Annotated in this window: 17 protein-coding genes; 6 read left to right on the forward strand and 11 right to left on the reverse strand. The window is 40.3% G+C overall.

Going from position 1 to position 18,968, the window contains the following annotated elements:
- Both A4G16_RS09500 and A4G16_RS09505 read right to left on the reverse strand, forming a co-directional pair.
- Complete coding sequence (locus A4G16_RS09500) at positions 1-1,485, reverse strand: TrkH family potassium uptake protein (RefSeq protein WP_165889644.1); 1,485 nt, start codon at positions 1,483-1,485, stop codon at positions 1-3.
- A gap of 8 nt (positions 1,486-1,493) precedes the next feature.
- Positions 1,494-2,105, reverse strand: a complete 612-nt coding sequence (locus A4G16_RS09505; RefSeq protein WP_165889645.1) for a YigZ family protein — start codon at positions 2,103-2,105, stop codon at positions 1,494-1,496.
- 116 nt (positions 2,106-2,221) lie between these two features.
- Here A4G16_RS09505 and fmt point away from each other — a divergent pair, with 116 nt between their 5' ends.
- From fmt to A4G16_RS09535, 6 genes are all read left to right on the forward strand, one after another.
- Positions 2,222-3,172, forward strand: coding sequence for a methionyl-tRNA formyltransferase (gene fmt, locus A4G16_RS09510; protein WP_165889646.1), 951 nt, complete (start codon positions 2,222-2,224; stop codon positions 3,170-3,172).
- A gap of 29 nt (positions 3,173-3,201) precedes the next feature.
- Positions 3,202-4,680 carry a molybdate ABC transporter ATP-binding protein ModF gene (gene modF / locus A4G16_RS09515; RefSeq protein ID WP_165889647.1) on the forward strand — a complete coding sequence of 493 codons (1,479 nt, stop codon included), beginning with the start codon at positions 3,202-3,204 and terminating at the stop codon, positions 4,678-4,680.
- Positions 4,681-4,862: 182 nt separating this feature from the next.
- Positions 4,863-5,957 (forward strand): DUF917 domain-containing protein, encoded by a 1,095-nt coding sequence (locus A4G16_RS09520; protein ID WP_165889648.1) that lies wholly within the window; start codon positions 4,863-4,865, stop codon positions 5,955-5,957.
- Position 5,958: 1 nt separating this feature from the next.
- A complete protein-coding gene (locus A4G16_RS09525; protein ID WP_165889649.1) occupies positions 5,959-7,608 on the forward strand; it encodes a urocanate hydratase in 1,650 nt (549 codons plus the stop codon).
- A gap of 77 nt (positions 7,609-7,685) precedes the next feature.
- Positions 7,686-8,972 carry an MFS transporter gene (locus tag A4G16_RS09530; protein ID WP_165889650.1) on the forward strand — a complete coding sequence of 429 codons (1,287 nt, stop codon included), beginning with the start codon at positions 7,686-7,688 and terminating at the stop codon, positions 8,970-8,972.
- Between the two features lie 24 nt (positions 8,973-8,996).
- Entirely contained in the window at positions 8,997-10,646 is a 1,650-nt protein-coding gene (locus tag A4G16_RS09535; protein WP_165889651.1) for an HAL/PAL/TAL family ammonia-lyase, read from the forward strand.
- 71 nt (positions 10,647-10,717) lie between these two features.
- Here A4G16_RS09535 and lipA read toward each other — a convergent pair whose 3' ends face one another.
- The 9 genes from lipA to rsfS all read right to left on the reverse strand — a co-directional run bounded on the left by lipA (position 10,718) and on the right by rsfS (position 18,782).
- Positions 10,718-11,713 carry a lipoyl synthase gene (gene lipA / locus A4G16_RS09540; RefSeq protein WP_027073940.1) on the reverse strand — a complete coding sequence of 332 codons (996 nt, stop codon included), beginning with the start codon at positions 11,711-11,713 and terminating at the stop codon, positions 10,718-10,720.
- Positions 11,714-11,727: 14 nt separating this feature from the next.
- On the reverse strand, positions 11,728-12,381 hold the full coding sequence (gene lipB / locus A4G16_RS09545; RefSeq protein ID WP_165889652.1) for a lipoyl(octanoyl) transferase LipB: 654 nt from the start codon (positions 12,379-12,381) through the stop codon (positions 11,728-11,730).
- 54 nt (positions 12,382-12,435) lie between these two features.
- Positions 12,436-12,732, reverse strand: coding sequence for a DUF493 family protein YbeD (ybeD, locus tag A4G16_RS09550; protein ID WP_027073942.1), 297 nt, complete (start codon positions 12,730-12,732; stop codon positions 12,436-12,438).
- Between the two features lie 112 nt (positions 12,733-12,844).
- Positions 12,845-14,023: a serine hydrolase gene (locus tag A4G16_RS09555; RefSeq protein ID WP_042804550.1), complete on the reverse strand. Its 1,179-nt coding sequence runs from the start codon at positions 14,021-14,023 to the stop codon at positions 12,845-12,847.
- A gap of 23 nt (positions 14,024-14,046) precedes the next feature.
- A complete protein-coding gene (locus tag A4G16_RS09560; protein ID WP_165889653.1) occupies positions 14,047-14,628 on the reverse strand; it encodes a septal ring lytic transglycosylase RlpA family protein in 582 nt (193 codons plus the stop codon).
- Between the two features lie 121 nt (positions 14,629-14,749).
- Entirely contained in the window at positions 14,750-15,877 is a 1,128-nt protein-coding gene (gene rodA, locus A4G16_RS09565) for a rod shape-determining protein RodA (protein ID WP_165889654.1), read from the reverse strand.
- Positions 15,870-17,819 carry a penicillin-binding protein 2 gene (mrdA, locus tag A4G16_RS09570; protein WP_165889655.1) on the reverse strand — a complete coding sequence of 650 codons (1,950 nt, stop codon included), beginning with the start codon at positions 17,817-17,819 and terminating at the stop codon, positions 15,870-15,872. Before mrdA ends, rodA begins: the two co-directional genes overlap by 8 nt.
- Before the next feature lie 27 nt (positions 17,820-17,846).
- Positions 17,847-18,314, reverse strand: a complete 468-nt coding sequence (gene rlmH / locus A4G16_RS09575) for a 23S rRNA (pseudouridine(1915)-N(3))-methyltransferase RlmH (protein ID WP_165889656.1) — start codon at positions 18,312-18,314, stop codon at positions 17,847-17,849.
- 153 nt (positions 18,315-18,467) lie between these two features.
- Positions 18,468-18,782 carry a ribosome silencing factor gene (gene rsfS / locus A4G16_RS09580; RefSeq protein ID WP_027073948.1) on the reverse strand — a complete coding sequence of 105 codons (315 nt, stop codon included), beginning with the start codon at positions 18,780-18,782 and terminating at the stop codon, positions 18,468-18,470.
- Positions 18,783-18,968 lie beyond the last annotated feature (186 nt).

Here is an 18,968-nt window from a genome sequence, read left to right on the forward strand (position 1 = left end):
TTAATCTTTCCAAAATACCGGGCTTAAAATTACAAGTAGAGTAAATACTTCCAAACGTCCGCAAACCATTGCAAAGGTCAGCACTAATTTAGCACTATCCGGTACTTGGGTAAAATTACTGCTAACGCTTCCTAATGCAGGCCCTAAGTTATTGAGGGCGGCTATAACTGCATTTAAAGCATCAAAAGTCTCCATTCCACAAGCAATAGAGGCAAGCCAACAGACCACAAAAACAAAGAAGTAAGCAGAAAAAAACGCCCAAATACCATCTACTACTCGCTCCGAAAGCACGTGCTGCCCTAATTTAATCGGCTGAATCACATTCGGGTGAATATAGCGGTGAATCTCTCGCCTACTTTGCAAATAAAGCAAGAGTACACGAATTACTTTCAAGCCCCCACCTGTTGAGCCAGCACATCCACCGATAAAAGAGGATAACACCAATAATGTCGGCAAAAAAGAAGACCATTGGCTAAAATCATGTGTAGTAAATCCGGCCGTCGTAGAAATAGAAACCGATTGAAATAACGCCTTTTCTATTGTAATTGCCGTATTATCAAAATATCCATATACCATTAAAATAAGCGTACAAACTAAGAATAATCCCAACTGGATCATAAAGAAAAACCGGAACTCATAATCTCCCCAATAAAGTCGGCTAAAAATATGCCCTCTCTTTCTGGACTGAGTATCGCGTAGCCTATCGATAACCGCAAAATGCAAAGCAAAATTACAAGCGGAAAGTAACAAGAAAAAAACCGTAATGTAGCTAATCGCCGCACTATTAAAATAACCCATACTGTCATCATGAGTTGAAAATCCACCGATAGAAATCGTCGAAAAACTATGTGAAATCGCATCAAATGGGGTCATACCTGCCAGCCAGAATGCAAAGGCACAAAGCAAAGTGAGACTCAGATAAATCATCCACAATGCTTTTGCTGTTTCTGCAATACGAGGACGCATTTTTTGCTCTTTTAATGGCCCCGGCATTTCAGCTCGATAAAGTTGCATTCCACCAATTCCCAATAACGGAATAATCGCCACTGCTAATACAATGATCCCCATTCCCCCTAGCCATTGCAGAAATTGACGATAGAATAAAATTGCTTTCGGTAAACTATCTAAGCCGGTAATTACAGTTGCTCCGGTAGTCGTCAAACCGGAAAAGGACTCAAAGATCGACTCCACCACATTCAAATCCGGTTTTTCTAAAATAATAAATGGCACTGCTCCTAACAAGCCCAACACAACCCAAAACAGCACCACAATTAAAAAACCTTCTCTGGCTCGTAGCTCGTTTTTGTTACTGCGACAAAACCACCACAGCATCGTTCCGACCACAAAATTCAAAGCAAAAGCCTCTAAAAAAGCCCGTCCGCCACCATCACCATAAATTAAGGCAACCGTTGCCGGCACAAGCATTGTGAAAGAAAAGCACATCACTAAAATGCCGACTATGCGAATAATTGAAAAAAACTGCATTTTTACTCTTAATTCTCTTGTTTAATTAATGCCAACTTCCCCGAAAAACGTTGAGTGAGCTCATTGGAAAACATCTCAAAATCGCTGGGGTTAAAGGCTAATAATAAGTTTACTTTATCGCTAAATTCCTGCTCTAATATCACAATATCTTTCTCACTGATAAGGTGTGAAATGGTATTAAATTGCTCATATTCACATTGCAAGCGGTAGTTTTCTCGTAAAACTTTGCGACTTTTTTCCAACTGCAATAAGGCTTGCTGCACACCGCTACCGTAAGCCTTCACCAATCCACCTGTTCCGAGCTGAATACCACCGTAATATCGCACTACCACAGCAGTTACCTCACCCAAACCAGAACCAAGCAGATAATTTAGCATCGGTTTACCTGCCGTGCCGGAAGGCTCACCGTCGTCAGAAAAACCGTATTGTTGGGAGTCATTCGGTGTGCCTGCAACCGTTGCCCAACACCAATGACGAGCATGCGGATGCAGCATTTTCATCTCTTGCCAAAAGGCTTTAGCTTGTTCCATTCCCTCTGTATGGCGAATATAGGTAATAAAACGGCTTTTTTTAATCTCTTCTTCAAATACTGTTTCTGCTTTTGGGATAAAAAATTCCATAATCTATTACTTCTTGCGCTTTTTGGTGCAATCATACCACATCCATCCACTTTTTATTTAGGCTATTTAATGGTTTAATAAGGCTTTACTTTATCCACTTTTATACAATAACGATTATGTCAAAACTCAATATTATTTTTGCCGGCACACCTGATTTTGCCGCTCAACATTTACAAGCATTATTAGATTCAGAGCATAATGTAATTGCCGTTTACACCCAACCGGACAAACCTGCCGGTCGTGGTAAAAAACTGCAAGCCAGCCCGGTGAAGCAACTGGCTGAAACACATAACATTCCTGTTTTTCAACCGAAATCACTACGCAATGCAGAAGCACAAGCAGAACTCAACGCCTTAAATGCGGACGTGATGGTCGTAGTGGCTTATGGCTTAATTCTGCCGGAAGCCGTACTGAACGCTCCTAAATACGGTTGCTTGAATGTGCATGGCTCGCTGCTACCCCGTTGGCGTGGAGCAGCTCCGATTCAGCGTTCAATTTGGGCGGGCGACAACGAAACCGGCGTAACAATTATGCAAATGGATATCGGCTTAGACACCGGTGATATGCTGCATAAAGTTACAACACCAATTGAGCCAAATGAAACCTCAGCCTCTCTTTACACTAAACTGGCAGAACTTGCCCCACCTGCATTGTTGGAGGTATTAAACGGCTTAGAAAGCCAAGCCTTTAAGGCGGAAAAACAGGATGAAACCCAATCTAATTATGCAGAAAAATTATCCAAAGAAGAGGCAAAATTGGACTGGAATCTCTCAGCCTCACAACTCGAACGCAATATCCGTGCTTTTAATCCGTGGCCGATGAGCTTTTTAACTCTAGAGGTTGAAGGCGTTGAGCAAAGCATTAAAATCCATCAAGCAACTGTATTACCACACCAAAACAAAGCGGCAGGTTCTGTGGTGAATGTGGATAAAACAGGCATTCAAATTGCCACCCAAGAGGGAGTTTTAAACATTACTCAACTGCAGCCGGCAGGCAAAAAACCGATGTCGGTACAAGATTTCCTAAACGGACGAACTGATTGGTTCAGCGTTGGAAAACAGTTATAAAAATCAAACAATAATAAATATAGAAAAATATGCAAACACAACACTCTCTTCACATTGACAATGCTGCTTTTTCACTACATAAACAGCAAAAATTAACCATAAAAAAGCTCATCATTCAACCCAATGATTTCTGGGTGGTAATTGGCGGTAATGGATCGGGGAAGACCGCCTTTTCCCTTGCGTTGCAAGGTAAACTTCCTGTTTATTCTGGAAGTTACGACAACCATTTTCAAAATATTCAGCTCCTCTCTTTCGAGCAACAACAAAAAATCATTGAGAAAATTTTTAACGACCGCAATAACGATAGCGTTTCCCCCGATGATTTCGGCTTAACTGCCCGCCAAATTATGCTAAACGGTAGCGACAAAAACGCTCTCTGTGAGGAATATGCGGAAAAGCTTCGCATCACTCACCTGCTTGAACGCCCGTTTATTCAGCTTTCCACAGGCGAAAGCCGCAAAGTGTTGTTCTGCCAAATGTTGGTGAGTGAACCAGACTTACTGATTTTAGACGAACCGTTTGAAGGCTTAGATCAACAATCGGTACAATATTGGATGCAGCTTGTCGGTGAGCTGCAAAGCAAAATGGCATTAGTGCTGATTGTAAACCGTTTTAACGATATTCCCGAAGCTGCCAGTCATATTGCCCTGCTCGACCATTTACAGCTCATTTTGCAAGGAAAACGGGTGGAAATGGAACAACAAGCGGTCTATTCTCAACTAAAATTTGCAGAAGAGAATATCAATGTACCTTTGCCTGACAGTGCTGTACCGCTGACGGTATTGGATAATGCCATTAATCCATTTGAGCTGGAAAAGGTGAATATTCAATATGGTGAGAAAAAAATTCTCGACAACCTAACGTGGACAGTTGCCCCGAAACAGAATTGGTGGATTAAAGGCCCGAATGGTGCAGGCAAATCCACACTACTTTCAATTATCACAGGCGATCACCCGCAATCTTATGCTAACAAAGTCCGCTTATTCGGTTGCCAACGTGGTAGTGGCGAAACCATTTGGGATATTAAGAAAAACATCGGCTATGTCAGCAGCCAATTACATATGGATTACCGCGTAAATTGTGCGGCAATTGATGTGATTATTTCCGGCTTTTTCGACAGTATTGGTGTATATCAACAAATCCCCAACAGTTTACAACTCAAAGCAATGGAGTGGCTGGAACGCCTTAACTTAGCTGATGTTGCCAGAAAACCGTTCCGCTCACTCTCGTGGGGGCAACAACGCCTGTTGCTTATCACCCGAGCGATGGTAAAACACCCGCCGATTTTGATTTTAGACGAACCGCTACAAGGCTTGGACGGCATTAACCGTAAATTAGTGAAACAGTTTATCGACCAACTGGTCAATAACAGCCAAACCCAGCTTTTATTTGTTTCCCACCAAGACAGCGACGCCCCAAATTGCATCACGCATTTGTTTGAATTTGTTGCAAAAGGGGAAACAAATGAGTCGGGATATGAGTATAGGCAGACAGCGATCATTAAATAATAATCCCTCTCTTATAATCAGCTTATCATCAAGGAAATATGTGCATCATATTTCCTTTTATTACTCACCTATATATTCTGCTTTGATATAAATAAGCTTTTTTTATTATTGGGAATTCTATTAGCTTTACTGCAACATAAATTATGTTTGTAATTATATCGCATTTCATAATAGGAGCATTTATGAGCAGAATTCTAACCCTTCAAGATGTTGATTTTGCTGTAAAAGGAGGATCTATATTTGCATGTGGCGGCGGTGGCTGGATGGAACATGGTTACACTCTAGGCCGTGCAGCTGTTACTATCGGCAAGCCGGAATTAGTTAGCATGGAGGAGGTTGATGATAATGCGTGGATTGCAACTGCCGCAGCTATTGGTGCACCCGGTGGTCTAACTGACTGGGAGATGCTTGGCGTGGATTATGTTAAAGCAGTTCAATTACTACAAGAAGCACTAGGTGAAAAACTATATGGCTTAATGATAGGTCAAAATGGCATGTCTTCAACCGTAAATGGCTGGCTACCCTCTGCAATTCTAGGCACAAAAGTAATTGATGCTGTAGGCGATTTACGTGCTCATCCTACAGGCGATATGGGTTCTATTGGACTTGCCAACTCCCCTGAACAAATGATTCAAACTGCTGCCGGTGGTAATCGCAAAAATAATCAATACATTGAATTAGTGACTAAAGGTGCTACCTCCAAAATTTCTCCGATATTACGCAAAGCATCCGATATGTCTGGTGGCTTTATTGCAAGCTGCCGCAATCCAATACGCGCCAGTTATGTTCGCCAAAACGCAGCACTTGGCGGTATATCACGGGCACTCTCTTTAGGTAAAGCGATCGTTCAAGCCGAAGGCAAAGGCGGCTCAAAAATTATTGAGGCGATTTGTACACATACGGGAGGTTCTATTATTGCATCCGGTAAAGTAAAGAAAAATACCCTTCAATATACCGATCAGGCTTTTGATGTCGGTATCATCCAAATAGGTATAGGGAAAAATGCAGTAAAAATTCACGTAATGAATGAACACATGGCGGTAGATCTTGCAGATGGAACCCGTATTGCCACTTACCCGGATGTCATTACTACTCTTGATACAAATGGCCAGCCAATTAGTGCCGGACAAGTTAAAGAAGATATGGAAATAGTGGTCTTTCACATTGATAAAAACAAGATTCCTCTTTCATCAAGTGTAATCGATCCCAGTGTTTATCCGCCTGTAGAGGCTATTTTAGGCATTGACTTACATAGCTATGCGTTAGGAGAAAAATAAAATGGCTTTTCAAATTCCAACCACAGCAAACTGGGAAAATGGACTTCGTTGCAAAAATTGGCGTACAGAGGCATTACTGCGTTTGCTGGAGAATGTATTAATTGTAGGGGAGGCTCCCGAAAAATTAATTGTTTACGCCGCTCTTGGTAAAGCAGCACGTAATCAAGCCAGTTATGAGTCGATTGTCACATCATTGAAAACAATGACTGAAGATTACACACTCATCGTACAATCAGGTAAACCTATTGGCTTACTAAAAACGCATGCTAAAGCTCCTATTGTCATTATGGCAAATTGCAATATCGTAGGTCAGTGGGCTAAAGCAGATATTTTCTATGAATTAGAACGCCGAGGCTTAATATGTTGGGGAGGTCTTACCGCAGGGGATTGGCAATATATCGGATCTCAAGGGGTCATCCAAGGCACTTATGAAATATTTAGTCGTATCGCAGAACGTTACTTTAAAGGTAATCTAGCCGGTCGCTTTATTCTTTCTGCAGGTCTTGGAGGCATGGGAGGCGCTCAACCATTAGCCGGTTACATGGCAGGAGCCGCAATTCTCGTAGTTGATGCAAATCCTGAAAGTATTAAAAAACGTTTACGGATTGGCTATCTCAAAAAACATACAGATAATCTGGATGAAGCATTAACTTGGATCAAAGCAGCCACAGACAAAAAAGAAGCTATATCGGTTGGTTTATTAGGTAATGCCGCTGAGATTTACCCTCAAATTTACGCACAAGGCCTAATACCAGATATTGTCACAGACCAAACTTCGGCTCATGATTTAGTCTATGGCTATCTGCCACCGGAATTTGATTTAGAAACTGTCAGAAAATTACGAGAAACAGATCATCAAACGTTAATTAATGCAAACTTAAGTGCAATTAAACGCCACCTACAAGCTATGCTTGATTTCCAAAAAGCGGGTTCTATTGTATTCGATAATGGAAATTTAATTCGTACACACGCCAAAAATGCAGGTATTGAAAACGCCTTCGATATTCCTATTTTTACCGAAGCCTTTTTACGCCCATTATTTAGCCGTGCAATAGGCCCTTTTCGCTGGATTGCTCTCTCAAATAACCCTCAAGATATTGCTACGATAGATAATTATGTACTGGAACATTTTTCACAAAACAAAATTATCACAAATTGGATAAATCTTGCCCGTCAATACGTTCCCTTTGAAGGATTACCTGCTCGTATTGCTTGGTTAGGTCACCAAGAACGTACTGACTTAGCTATTGCGGTAAATCAAATGGTTGCTGAAGGTAAGCTTTCCGCCCCCATTGCCTTTACCAGAGACCACTTAGATGCCGGAGCAATGGCTCACCCCAACATTATGACCGAAAACCTCATTGATGGCTCTGATGCCATTGCAGACTGGCCGCTTATCAATGCCATGGTGAATTGTGCCTCACAAGCTGATTTGGTCGCAATTCACTCAGGCGGAGGTGGGTATAGCGGTTATATGACCTCAGCTGGAGTCACTGTCATTGCAGATGGCTCACCGGAAGCTGCTGAACGCTTACGGCTTTCCATGACCAATGATACCAGCCTTGGCATTATGCGTTATGCCGATGCCGGTTACCCGGAAGCACTGGATGAAGCGATACAAAAAGGTCTAAATTATATTCAGCTAAGTTAACCCTAATCTTTATTTAGCAAAAAAATACATAAAAAAGACCGCTTGTAAATTCATAAGAAATTAAAGGAAAAATATATATGCAACACAACACTCAAACTAAAAACAGCTCCGGAAAAGCAGTAGCTGCAACCTCTATAGGTAATGCTTTGGAATGGTATGACTTTAGTATTTTCGCTTTCTTTGCAGCCTATATCGGACATAGTTTTTTTGAAGACGGAAACGAAACCTCCTCCTTAGTGAAAACCTTTCTGGTATTTGGTGTAGGATTTATTGCTCGGCCATTAGGTGCAATATTTCTCGGAGCCTATGGCGATAAAGTTGGCCGCAAGGCAGCACTTACGTTAACCATCGGATTAATGGCATTAGGTACATTTATTATTGCCATTGCTCCCCCGGTTTGGGTGATTGGTGCTGGGGCCCCAATACTTTTATTAGTTGGGCGCTTATTACAAGGCTTTTCAGCCGGTGGGGAAATTGGAGGAGCAACGGCATTTCTCGTAGAATCAGCACCGACTCATAAAAAAGCAACCTATGCCGCATGGTTACAAGCAAGTATGGGTATATCCAATATCCTTGCCGCACTTGCAGGCTGGAGTGTCAGTTCCCTTTTTTCTCCGGAAGAAATTAATCAATGGGCATGGCGTTTACCCTTTATCTTCGGTTTACTTATTGTGCCTGTAGGATTCTATATTCGCAAAACATTACATGAAACAGAGGAATTCACAACCTTACAACAACAAAAAACCGAAAAAACGCCTTTATTAGATATTGTAAGTAAATATCCATCTCATCTGATTGCGGGAATCTTATTCTCTATCCTTTGGACTGTCTGCGTGTATACGTTAATCATTTATATGCCAACCTATTATGCCTCACCTAATATAGGATTAGGTTTCCAACGGAGTGATAGTTTTTTAGGAGCATTACTAGGCAATATCTTTATGGTTATTGGATGTCTATTGTCCGGACGTTTAGCTGATAAGGTTGGTCCTTATAAGATCTTAATCTGTGCAATTCTCGTACTCATGGTAGGTAGCTATCCTATTCTTGCTTGGCTACATTCAAATCCTACAGTGAATAATTTAATCATTACACAAAGTCTGTTCTGCATTATGGTTTCTATCTTTGCAGGTGTTGCACCTTCTGTTTTGGCAAATTTCTTTCCTGTAAGAATACGCTCAACAGGTATGTCAATAACATATAACATTGCCGCTATTTTCTTTGCAGGCTTTACACCAGCATTAATGGCTTGGGCAACAAATATCAATAAATTTGCTCCATCCTTTTACTTGGCCATAACGGGCGTAGTTGCATTAATAGGGTTAGTTTGGATGAGAAAATTAAGCCCAACTACTATTTATTAAAAACATAAAAATCGGAGAACTGACATGCCAAATAAACTCATAAACATATCGATATTACTAACACTATCTTTTACCAGTATAAGCAGCTTCGCATTACAACTTACACCTGACCGCAATCTTACACTTGAACAGGTTGAACAAGTTGCCCGTAAAAATGAGACAGTTAATATCAATGATCAAGCCTGGAAAAATATTGAGCAGGGTCATAATGTAATTCTAGAAGCAGCTCTGAATAATGTACCCGTTTATGGTTTAACCGTGGGTGTTGGCTGGAATAAAGATAAACCTATCTTCATGGAAAAAAACGGCACTAAGGTAGTATCAGATGAATTATTAGCAGTATCAAAAAAGTTTAATAAATCCTCATTAAGAGCTCATTCAGCCGGCCTAGGTGATCCACTGCCTATTGAAACTGTACGAGCAGGTATGTTGATTCGCTTAAATACGATGCTAAATGGAGAAACCGGTGTACAACGAGAAGTAGCCGAAAAATATCTTGAGTTCCTCAACCATGGGATTACACCTGTTGTACCAAGTCGAGGAACTGTAGGAGAAGCAGATATTACCCTAGCCTCGCATATTGGTTTAGCTATGATAGGTGAATGGGACGTATTTTATCAAGGTAAGCGCCAAACTGCTAAAACAGTAATGGAAAGATTAGGCATTCAACCACTAGACCCTGTTGGTAAAGATTTTTTATCTATCTTAAGCACGAATAGCTTAATGGCAGGCGAAGCAACACTTCTCACATTAGATAACCAACGTTTCTTAGATAAACAAATTGCATTATTCGGATTGGTATTAGAAGGATTCAATGGTAATGTGGCGCCATTTAGCGAAATAGCTGTTAATGCCCGTCCTTATGCAGGAATGAGGAAAGTCGCCGAAAAAATACGCAAAACACTTAACGGAAGCGATTTGTGGAAACCATCGGATACTCGCTCATTGCAAGATCCTCTCTCATTCCGTTCTATGGCATATACATTAGGTGCCATTTCGGAAAATATTGACGCACTCAAACAAGCGGTAGAAATTCAGATCAATTCAACCGATGATAATCCTTTAGTATTGACTAAATCTCCTGTGATATCAGCAGACCAGACACAACTCAAACGCTATGAAATTAAAGAAGGTGAATTAGGGGCAATTTACCCTACATCAAACTTTAACTTCTTATCTATCACAAACAAGGTAGAATATTTAAACCAATCATTAGCAAAATTAGCAGAAGTGATGACACAGCAAATTATTCGATTCGAAAATCCGGAATTTACTAAGTTAAGTCGCTTTTTATCTGTACCACAAAATGAAGGGCATGCATTCGGCGCTATTCAAAAACCATTTACAGAAACGAATATCAGAATTAAGCAGCTTGCTCAACCGGTTTCATTCAGCTCAAGTACATTAGCCGGAAATATAGAAGATACTATTACAATGTCTAGCATTGCACTTGCCAATAATCGCCAAATTGTAAACGGATTATATGAAATTGCCTCATTCCAACTTCTGCATGGAACACAGGCTTTAGATTTACGTAGTAACTTTATAGCTAGTGATAGTACGAAAACTATTTGGCAAGAATACCGTAAAATTGTCCCTTTTATAGAACAAGATAAACCTTACACACCAATCATCATAGAAGGAATTGAGTTTTGGAAAAATTATAAGCAATAGGTATCAATAAAAAAATGCGGATAACTATGTATTTATCCGCATTCTGGAATCAAATATTCATTCTTATGGGATTACTTCACCAACTCCCCTTTCGCCTGTAAGTCAGCGTGGTAGGAAGAGCGGACGAATGGACCACATGCAGCGTGTTCGAAGCCCATTTTTTCTGCCTCAGCTCGGAACATATCAAACTCTGCCGGTGGTACATAGCGTTCCACTTTTAGATGATGGCGGCTTGGTTGTAGATATTGACCGATAGTTAGCATTGTCACCCCGTGGTCACGCAAGTCTTGCATCACTTCTAAAATTTCTTCGTTAGTTTCCCCTAATCCAACCATTAAGCCTGATTTAGTTGGAATATTCGGAAACTCTCGCTTAAAGATTTTAAGTAACTCTAACGACCATTTATAATCCGCTCCCGGACGAACTTCGCGGTATAAGCGTGGCACATTTTCTAAATTGTGATTGAATACATCCGGTGGATTTTCTTTCAGAATTGCGACCGCTTGTTCAACACGTCCACGGAAATCCGGCACCAAAATCTCCACTTTACAGTTTGGGTTTAACGCTTTAATTTCACGCACCGTTGCTGAAAAGTGTGCGGCACCACGATCAGGCAAGTCATCACGATCCACTGAGGTAATTACTACATACTTGAGTTTCATATCCTGCACGGTTTCTGCCACTTTACGCGGTTCATCCGGGTCAAGCGGTAGAGGTTTACCGTGTGCCACATCACAGAAGGGACAGCGACGAGTGCAAATTGCCCCCATAATCATAAAGGTAGCTGTACCATGGTTAAAACATTCGTGTAAGTTCGGGCAAGAGGCCTCTTCACACACAGAATGCAAACCGTGACGACGCATACCATTTTTGATACTGTCAATTTTTGCCGAATTTGCCGGTAATTTAATTTTCATCCAGTCCGGTTTTTTCAGTAATTCTTGGTCTGGATCGATATTTCTTACTTGAATAATTGAGGTCTTAGCCGCATCACGATATTTCACGCCCTTTTCCATTTTAAAAGGAGCCATTTTATTCGGATTGGACTGAGCTGTAACCGTAGTCATTAAAATTCTGTATCCTAATTGTTAATAATTTGGGAGGTATTATAGCCTAAAATTGAGATAAAATGATTCACTAATTTTGGCGATACTTCATCACAAGTTAAATCGTTTCGAGCAATTAATTCACTAAGCTGGCACATTTCCAGCCCAACATAACCGCATGGGTTAATATTTCTGAAAGGCGTTAAATCCATATTGATATTCAAGGCTAAACCATGAAAAGAACGACCTTTACGAATCCGCAAACCAAGTGAGCAGATTTTTTGTTCATCCACATAAACTCCGGGAGCATCCGCTTTAGGGTATCCTTCAACACCGTAATCTGCCAAAGTTTTCACCACAGATTGTTCCAATGCCGTCACCAATTCACGCACTGACATCTCTTTACCATTAGCTTTTAAGCGTTTAATATCCAACAGCACATACATGATTTGCTGTCCTAGCCCATGGTAAGTGATTTGACCGCCACGATCACTTTGCACTACAGGGATATTAGTCGGATTGAGCAGATGCTCCGGCTTGCCTGCAGAACCTTGAGTAAAGACAGAAGGATGCTGCACCAGCCAGATCTCATCATCAGTATTTTCATCACGGCTATCGGTGAAAGATTGCATTTTATGCCAAATTTCTTCATAGGGCTGAATACCGAGTTGGCGAATAATCAATTTCATATTTCACACCTATTAAAATAAAGTTGCCCCTAAAGGGGCAGCTTGTGTTCGAAATTATAATACCATTCTTACGCCGGCAATTTTGGCTAATTCGGTATAGAGTGTTTCCACTTGCTCAATATTTTCTGCCAAGATGTCAATCGACACAGAATTATAAGTGCCTTTTGAGCTTTGTTGTTGACGGGGATTGTAGTCGCCCTTGGCGTAAAGCTGAGTAACAGCCACCACATCATCCACTAAATTTTCACGATTCGCACCTACTACTTTGAAAGTAAAGCTGCACGGAAATTCTAATAAATCTTTTAATTTGGCTTGTGGTAAATCTTGTAAATTAATAGCTTTTGATTGCATTTTTTATCCTTATTTTTAAACGGTAAGCGGTGAAATTTTGCAAATTTTTTGCAAAATCACACCGCTTGATCTTGTTCCACACTAAATGGGGATGAAATTTTTAATTACAAGATTAATCAAATAAGCTCTTAACCGTCAAAGCAATCCAATCCCAAGCCTTACCGAAAATACCGGCTTCTGGTACATCTTGTAATACTTGTAAGTTGGTACTCGCAACATCTTTACCATCTAATTGGTAAATCATTTTGCCCACAACCTGTCCTTTGACTAAAGGAGCTTCCAGATTTTTCTTCTCAAGTTCATAACGGGCTTTCAAATCTGTTGATCTGCCTTTTGGTACAGTAACAAAGCTATCTTGGATAGAACCTAATTGTACTTTGTTTGCTTCACCATAATAAACGGCCTGCTCCGCAACTGCTTGAGACGCTTGAATAGATTTTACTGTTTCAAAGTTAGCAAAACCCCATTGAAGCAGCTTTTTACTTTCTACTTCACGGCCTTTATAAGTCGGCACCCCCATTACTACAGAAATCAAACGAGTATTACTATTGGTTGCAGATGCCACCAAGTTATAACCTGCTTTATCTGTGTGCCCGGTCTTCATGCCATCTACGTTAAGCGTTTTATCCCATAACAAACCGTTTCGGTTAGGCTGCGGTTTTTTAATGTTATAGTGAAACTCTTTTTCAGCATAAATTTTATATTCTTCTGGCTGATCACGAATAATATGTGAACCGATAATCGCCATATCACGAGCTGAGGAATATTGCTCCGGATCATCTAAACCATGAACAGTCGTAAAATGGGTATTTTTCAGACCAAACTGTTGTGCGTATTTATTCATTTCATTAATAAATGCCGCTTGAGAGCCTGATACGTGTTCTGCAAGTGCCACTGATGCGTCATTTCCTGACACAATAATTAAGCCTTTCATTAAATCAGCAACAGACACTTTAGTGTTTAAATCCAAAAACATTAATGAAGACCCCGGGAATTTCTGTGCCCAAGAATTCTCGGTAACAGTAACCATATCGCTGTTTTTAACACGACCTTCTTTTAACGCCTCACCTACTACATAGCTAGTCATCATTTTAGTTAATGATGCCGGATACTGGCGTTGATCGGCGTTCAAACTAGCCAACACTTCACCGGAGTTATAATCCATTAAAATATAAGTCTGAGCATTTAATTGCGGAGCTTGTAAATTAAAATTCGCATTTAAATCGGCATAAGCTAAGCTTGATGCTGCGATACTCATAAAACTCATTGCTTTCACTAATGTTTTTTTCATAAATTGTTTCAAATTCCTCTTAGTTACTTCAAAGCATAAAGCTCATTATCTGAGCTTGATTTTATATTCCTATTCAAAATGGCAATTCTGACCTTTGCCGTACCTGAATTATGCATACCAATTTTCTTCGCTGCAGCAGATGATAAATCCACTACGCGAGCATGGCTATATGGCCCTCGGTCATTTATTCTTACGATAACAGAGCGTCCGTTTCGTAAATTAGTGACTTCAATTAAAGTGCCAAAGGGTAAGGTTTTATGGGCTGCCGTCATCTTCGTATTACTAAAAATTTCACCATTTGCAGTGCGACGCCCGTTAAATTTATTAGCATAATAACTCGCAACACCAGTTTGGAAATGCTTGCGAGTAGAATTTTCTTGTAGTGCTTTTGCCGACTGTTTCTGAATCGCCGATCTCTTTTTAGCAACGTTATAAATTGCCTTTTTAGACGTTTTAACTACTTTTTTAGTTACTTTAGAAGTTAACTGCTTCTTTGTTGAGATACTTGACTTAGCTTTTGTACTCTTTGTTGAAGCCAAAGAATTTAATGAACCAAAAGTCAGAAATCCAGCTAACAACAGGGTTACAATTTTACCTAACCTCATATAAGTTTTCCTCTATGTGGATGTCGTTATTGTTTGTAACGATGATAGTTTCACTGCTTTTTGATACCGCAAAAAAGCAAAAAGTTCAAAAGTGCATTGCTTCAATCAATGCACCTAAATATTATTTCAGCTTGTCATAGGGATTATTACTACCCACACGTTTACGATGAACATAGGTAGACATCATTAATCCAAATGCCGCCATCAGTGTTACATAAGAAGTACCACCATAACTGAAAAGCGGTAATGGTACACCTACTACAGGTAAAATACCACTCACCATGCCAATATTTACAAAAACATAAACAAAAAACAGGAGAGCTGTCCCGCCGGATAATATCCGTCCAAAGGCAGAATCTGCTTTTGTTCCGATAACCAATCCTCTGGCAATGATAAATAAATAGATTGCCAATAAAATCAAGACGCCTATCATACCATGTTCTTCACTTAGCACAGCAAAAATAAAATCTGTATGTGGTTCAGGAAGAAACTCTAATTGAGATTGAGTTCCCTCCATCCAGCCTTTACCGTTAATCCCCCCCGAACCAATTGCAATTTTCGATTGAATAATATGATAGCCCGCCCCTAGCGGATCTTTATTCGGGTCAATTAAGGTCATTACCCTTGTTTTTTGGTAATCGTGCATCAGGAAAAACCACATAATTGGGATAAATCCTGCCAAAAATACCACACCTGCCCCAATTAATTTCCAGCTAAGACCGGCTAAAAACAAAACAAAAATACCCGCAGAACAAACCAGAATTGAAGTACCTAAATCAGGCTGTATAGCAACCAACAAGGTTGGGACTAAAATAATAGCAAGAGCAATAAAAGTATCTTTAAAGCTGGGAGGAAGCGGTCTTTTACCTAAATACGTAGCTACCATTAGAGGAACTGCAAGTTTGGCGATTTCTGATGGTTGAAAACGGACAAAACCTAAATTTAACCAGCGTTGAGCGCCTTTACTGGTTTCCCCGACTAAGTCCACCAAAATCAGTAATACTAAACAAAATAGATATAAATAAGGTGATACTTTTTGATAGAAACGAGGAGGAACCATCGCCATCATAAACATTAGCCCCATTCCAAGAGCTACTTGAATAAGACGGTTAGTAAACATCCGCTCATTAGCACCACTTGCACTATATAAGACCAATAAGCCATATCCTGTAATAGAAAATAAACCCACTAACAACAGAATATCCAGCGAAAAAATTTTCCAGAAAAATTTCCTAATTCCACTACTCATTATTGTCCTCTACTGCAAGCGATCGATTTTGTTCAGAATTTTGCAAATTAGGCGGAATGCCAATTCCTTTGCGCAAGGCATAATCCATAATTTGACGAGCTACAGGTGCAGCTGTACTACCGCCACCTCCGGCATTTTCCAAAATTAAGGCAACTACCACTTGAGGTTGTTCATACGGAGCATAACCAATAAACCACGCATGGTCATGTAACTCTTTTTTAATAGCATTTTTATCATAGTTTTTGCCATTTAAATTAAATACCTGAGCTGTCCCTGTTTTACCTGCCGAATGATAAAAAGCTCCGGCAAACACTTTGCGAGCAGTACCGTTTGCGGCATGATTTACATTATACATTCCCTGTTTTGCCAGATTCCAATAAGCATCCGGCACGCCTTTAATATCTTCATATAATAATGGATCTTGATAAGGTGTTACCGTATTACTGCCTTGTACTTCAAGCATTAAATGAGGTGTGTTTACCCGTCCGTTATTAATCAATACTGCGGTTGCTTTTGCTAATTGTAACGGAGTTGAAATCCAATAACCCTGCCCGATCCCAACAGGAATAGTATCGCCTTGTACCCAAGGTTTTTTATAGCGTTTTTGCTTCCACTCACGAGTTGGCATCACGCCGGCAGATTCCTCAAAAATATCAATACCGGTTTTCACACCAAAACCAAATTTTTTCATCCATTCCGACATTTTATCAATCCCCATTTTGTAGGCTAATTGATAAAAGAAAGTATCTGATGATTCTGTAATGGCCTTATTCACATTAGTTAAGCCGTGTCCGCTACGTTTCCAATCTCGATAACGCTGAGTCGTGCCGGGCAAAATCCAATAACCGGGATCGGAAATCGTGGTACTTGGCGTAATCATCCCCTCTTCCAAGCCGGCAACAGCCATAAACGGCTTGATCGTTGAAGCCGGTGGATAAGTTCCTTGGGTAGTACGGCTGTAAAGTGGACGGGTTGGATCTTCTAATAATGCTTTGTAATCCTTACCTGAAATCCCTCCCACAAATAGATTGTTATCATAACTTGGGCTTGACACCATAGCTAAAATACTACTATCTCGTGGATCAAGCACAACAACCGCCCCTTTGTGATTAGAAAGTAACGACATCACATATTGCTGTAATTCCACATCAATACTTAAACGAACACTACTACCGGCAACCCCTTCTTGGTCACGTAACTTGCGAATCACTTTACCGCGGTTATTGATTTCAACTTCCTCAAAACCTGTTTTGCCGTGAAGCTGATCTTCATAGAATTTCTCAATACCCAATTTCCCCATATCATGAGAACCGGCATAATTACCGAACTTACCCTCTTCTTGCAGCTTTTTCTTATCATTTTCATTAATTTTCGCTACATAACCGATAATATGAGTTAAAAGTTCCCCATAAGGATAATTACGTTTATAGTAAGCCTGCACATCTAAACTTGGGAAACGGAACTGATTCACCGCAAAACGAGCCATCTGTGTTTCATTCAGATTACCTTTAAGCATAATCGGCGTATAACGAGAAGTCCGCTTTTTCTCTTTATTGTAGTTCTCAATATCTTCGTCTGTTAAACCGACAATCTCTTTTAACTCCAACAAAGTCTGCTCAATATTTTCCGTTTTCTCCGGCACAATAAACAGACCAAAATAAGTCAAGTTCTCCGCCAACACCTTACCGTTACGATCATAAATCAAGCCACGAGCCGGCGGCACAGGCAAAAGCTTGATACGGTTACCGTTTGAACGAGTTTGGTAATCCTCATAATTCACCACTTGCAAATGATAGAGGTTGGTTAACAGCACACCTGTTAACGCAAGCACCCCCAGAAACGCTACTAAGGCACGACGTGCAAACAAATTACTCTCTGCTTGCCCGTCCCGCACCTTCTCTCGCGAATGGGATGAGGTGAGTTTTCCTAATTTACCAAACATAATATTTTATCTGATACTCTCTGCTAACTATTCTCGGTGATAGGGATGATTAATAGTTAATGACCATGCCCGATATAAACTCTCTGCCACAACAACACGAACGAGCGGGTGAGGTAAAGTTAAAGGCGAAAGCGACCAACTCTGCTCAGCCGCTGCTTTACATTCAGGCGATAATCCTTCAGGTCCACCAATTAATAAGGCGACATCACGCCCATCATTTTTCCATGCCTCTAATTGCGAAGCTAATTGCTCTGTTGTCCAAGGTTTACCGGGAATATCCAAGGTCACCACTTTAGCTTTACCGGCGGCAGCCAACATTGCCTTACCTTCCAGCTCTAAAATGCGTTTGGTATCGGCATTTTTACCGCGTTTTCCTGCCGGAATTTCAATTAACTCAAACGGCATATCTTTTGGAAAGCGACGTTGATACTCCTCAAAACCGGTAGTAACCCACGCCGGCATTCTAGTACCTACCGCAATTAATTGAATTTTCATCTTATGTTTAACTCAACTACAAGCGGTTACTTTTTTATAAAAATTTACTCGCTACGCTCGCACTTCGTACCATCAGTAAAGCCGATGTTCAAACGCAAGTGCTTTTGCAAAATAATCACAAAAAATAACCGCTTGTCTTCTACTAAATTAAAATTATGCCCAAAGTTTCTCTAACTGATACATATCACGGCTATCTGATTGTAATAAATGAACAATTGCTTGCCCAAAATCTACCACTATCCAGTCTGCCACCGCCTTACCTTCGTCACCAAATACTTCAAACCCGGCTTGTTTTGCCTCTGTAATTAAACGATCAGCGGTTGAAGCCACATGACGGCTGGATGTTCCTGTTGCAACAATCATCGTATCAGTAATGCTGGATTTGCCTTTTACATCAATGGCTAAAATATCTTGTGCTTTTAAATCATCTAAGGTTTTTGTTAAAAATTCGACTAAATTTTGTTCCACGTTAATTCTCTCTCATATCATAAAAACGTGGAATTTTAACATAGATTCGAAGGAGAGAAGAAAGAAAGCGGTTATTTTTAGTGAAAAATTTACATACTCCAGCAAACAAAAATCAGGGAAAAACTTCAAAAATGTGAAGTAGATCACATTTATAAAAAACCAACCAAAAATTTTATGTGATCTACT

This window comes from Mannheimia granulomatis (assembly GCF_011455695.1).
GTDB lineage: Bacteria > Pseudomonadota > Gammaproteobacteria > Enterobacterales > Pasteurellaceae > Mannheimia > Mannheimia granulomatis_A.

Excerpts from the sequence above, each read along its gene's own strand:
- A4G16_RS09520 (WP_165889648.1), top strand. The coding sequence starts at position 4,863 with ATGAGCAGAATTCTAACCCTTCAAGATGTTGATTTTGCTGTAAAAGGA.
- modF (WP_165889647.1), top strand. The coding sequence starts at position 3,202 with ATGCAAACACAACACTCTCTTCACATTGACAATGCTGCTTTTTCACTA.
- A4G16_RS09525 (WP_165889649.1), top strand. The coding sequence starts at position 5,959 with ATGGCTTTTCAAATTCCAACCACAGCAAACTGGGAAAATGGACTTCGT.
- A4G16_RS09535 (WP_165889651.1), top strand. The coding sequence starts at position 8,997 with ATGCCAAATAAACTCATAAACATATCGATATTACTAACACTATCTTTT.
- fmt (WP_165889646.1), top strand. The coding sequence starts at position 2,222 with ATGTCAAAACTCAATATTATTTTTGCCGGCACACCTGATTTTGCCGCT.
- rodA (WP_165889654.1), bottom strand. The coding sequence starts at position 15,877 with ATGAGTAGTGGAATTAGGAAATTTTTCTGGAAAATTTTTTCGCTGGAT.
- mrdA (WP_165889655.1), bottom strand. The coding sequence starts at position 17,819 with ATGTTTGGTAAATTAGGAAAACTCACCTCATCCCATTCGCGAGAGAAG.
- ybeD (WP_027073942.1), bottom strand. The coding sequence starts at position 12,732 with ATGCAATCAAAAGCTATTAATTTACAAGATTTACCACAAGCCAAATTA.
- A4G16_RS09560 (WP_165889653.1), bottom strand. The coding sequence starts at position 14,628 with ATGAGGTTAGGTAAAATTGTAACCCTGTTGTTAGCTGGATTTCTGACT.
- rlmH (WP_165889656.1), bottom strand. The coding sequence starts at position 18,314 with ATGAAAATTCAATTAATTGCGGTAGGTACTAGAATGCCGGCGTGGGTT.
- lipB (WP_165889652.1), bottom strand. The coding sequence starts at position 12,381 with ATGAAATTGATTATTCGCCAACTCGGTATTCAGCCCTATGAAGAAATT.
- A4G16_RS09505 (WP_165889645.1), bottom strand. The coding sequence starts at position 2,105 with ATGGAATTTTTTATCCCAAAAGCAGAAACAGTATTTGAAGAAGAGATT.
- A4G16_RS09555 (WP_042804550.1), bottom strand. The coding sequence starts at position 14,023 with ATGAAAAAAACATTAGTGAAAGCAATGAGTTTTATGAGTATCGCAGCA.
- A4G16_RS09500 (WP_165889644.1), bottom strand. The coding sequence starts at position 1,485 with ATGCAGTTTTTTTCAATTATTCGCATAGTCGGCATTTTAGTGATGTGC.
- A4G16_RS09530 (WP_165889650.1), top strand. The coding sequence starts at position 7,686 with ATGCAACACAACACTCAAACTAAAAACAGCTCCGGAAAAGCAGTAGCT.
- lipA (WP_027073940.1), bottom strand. The coding sequence starts at position 11,713 with ATGACTACGGTTACAGCTCAGTCCAATCCGAATAAAATGGCTCCTTTT.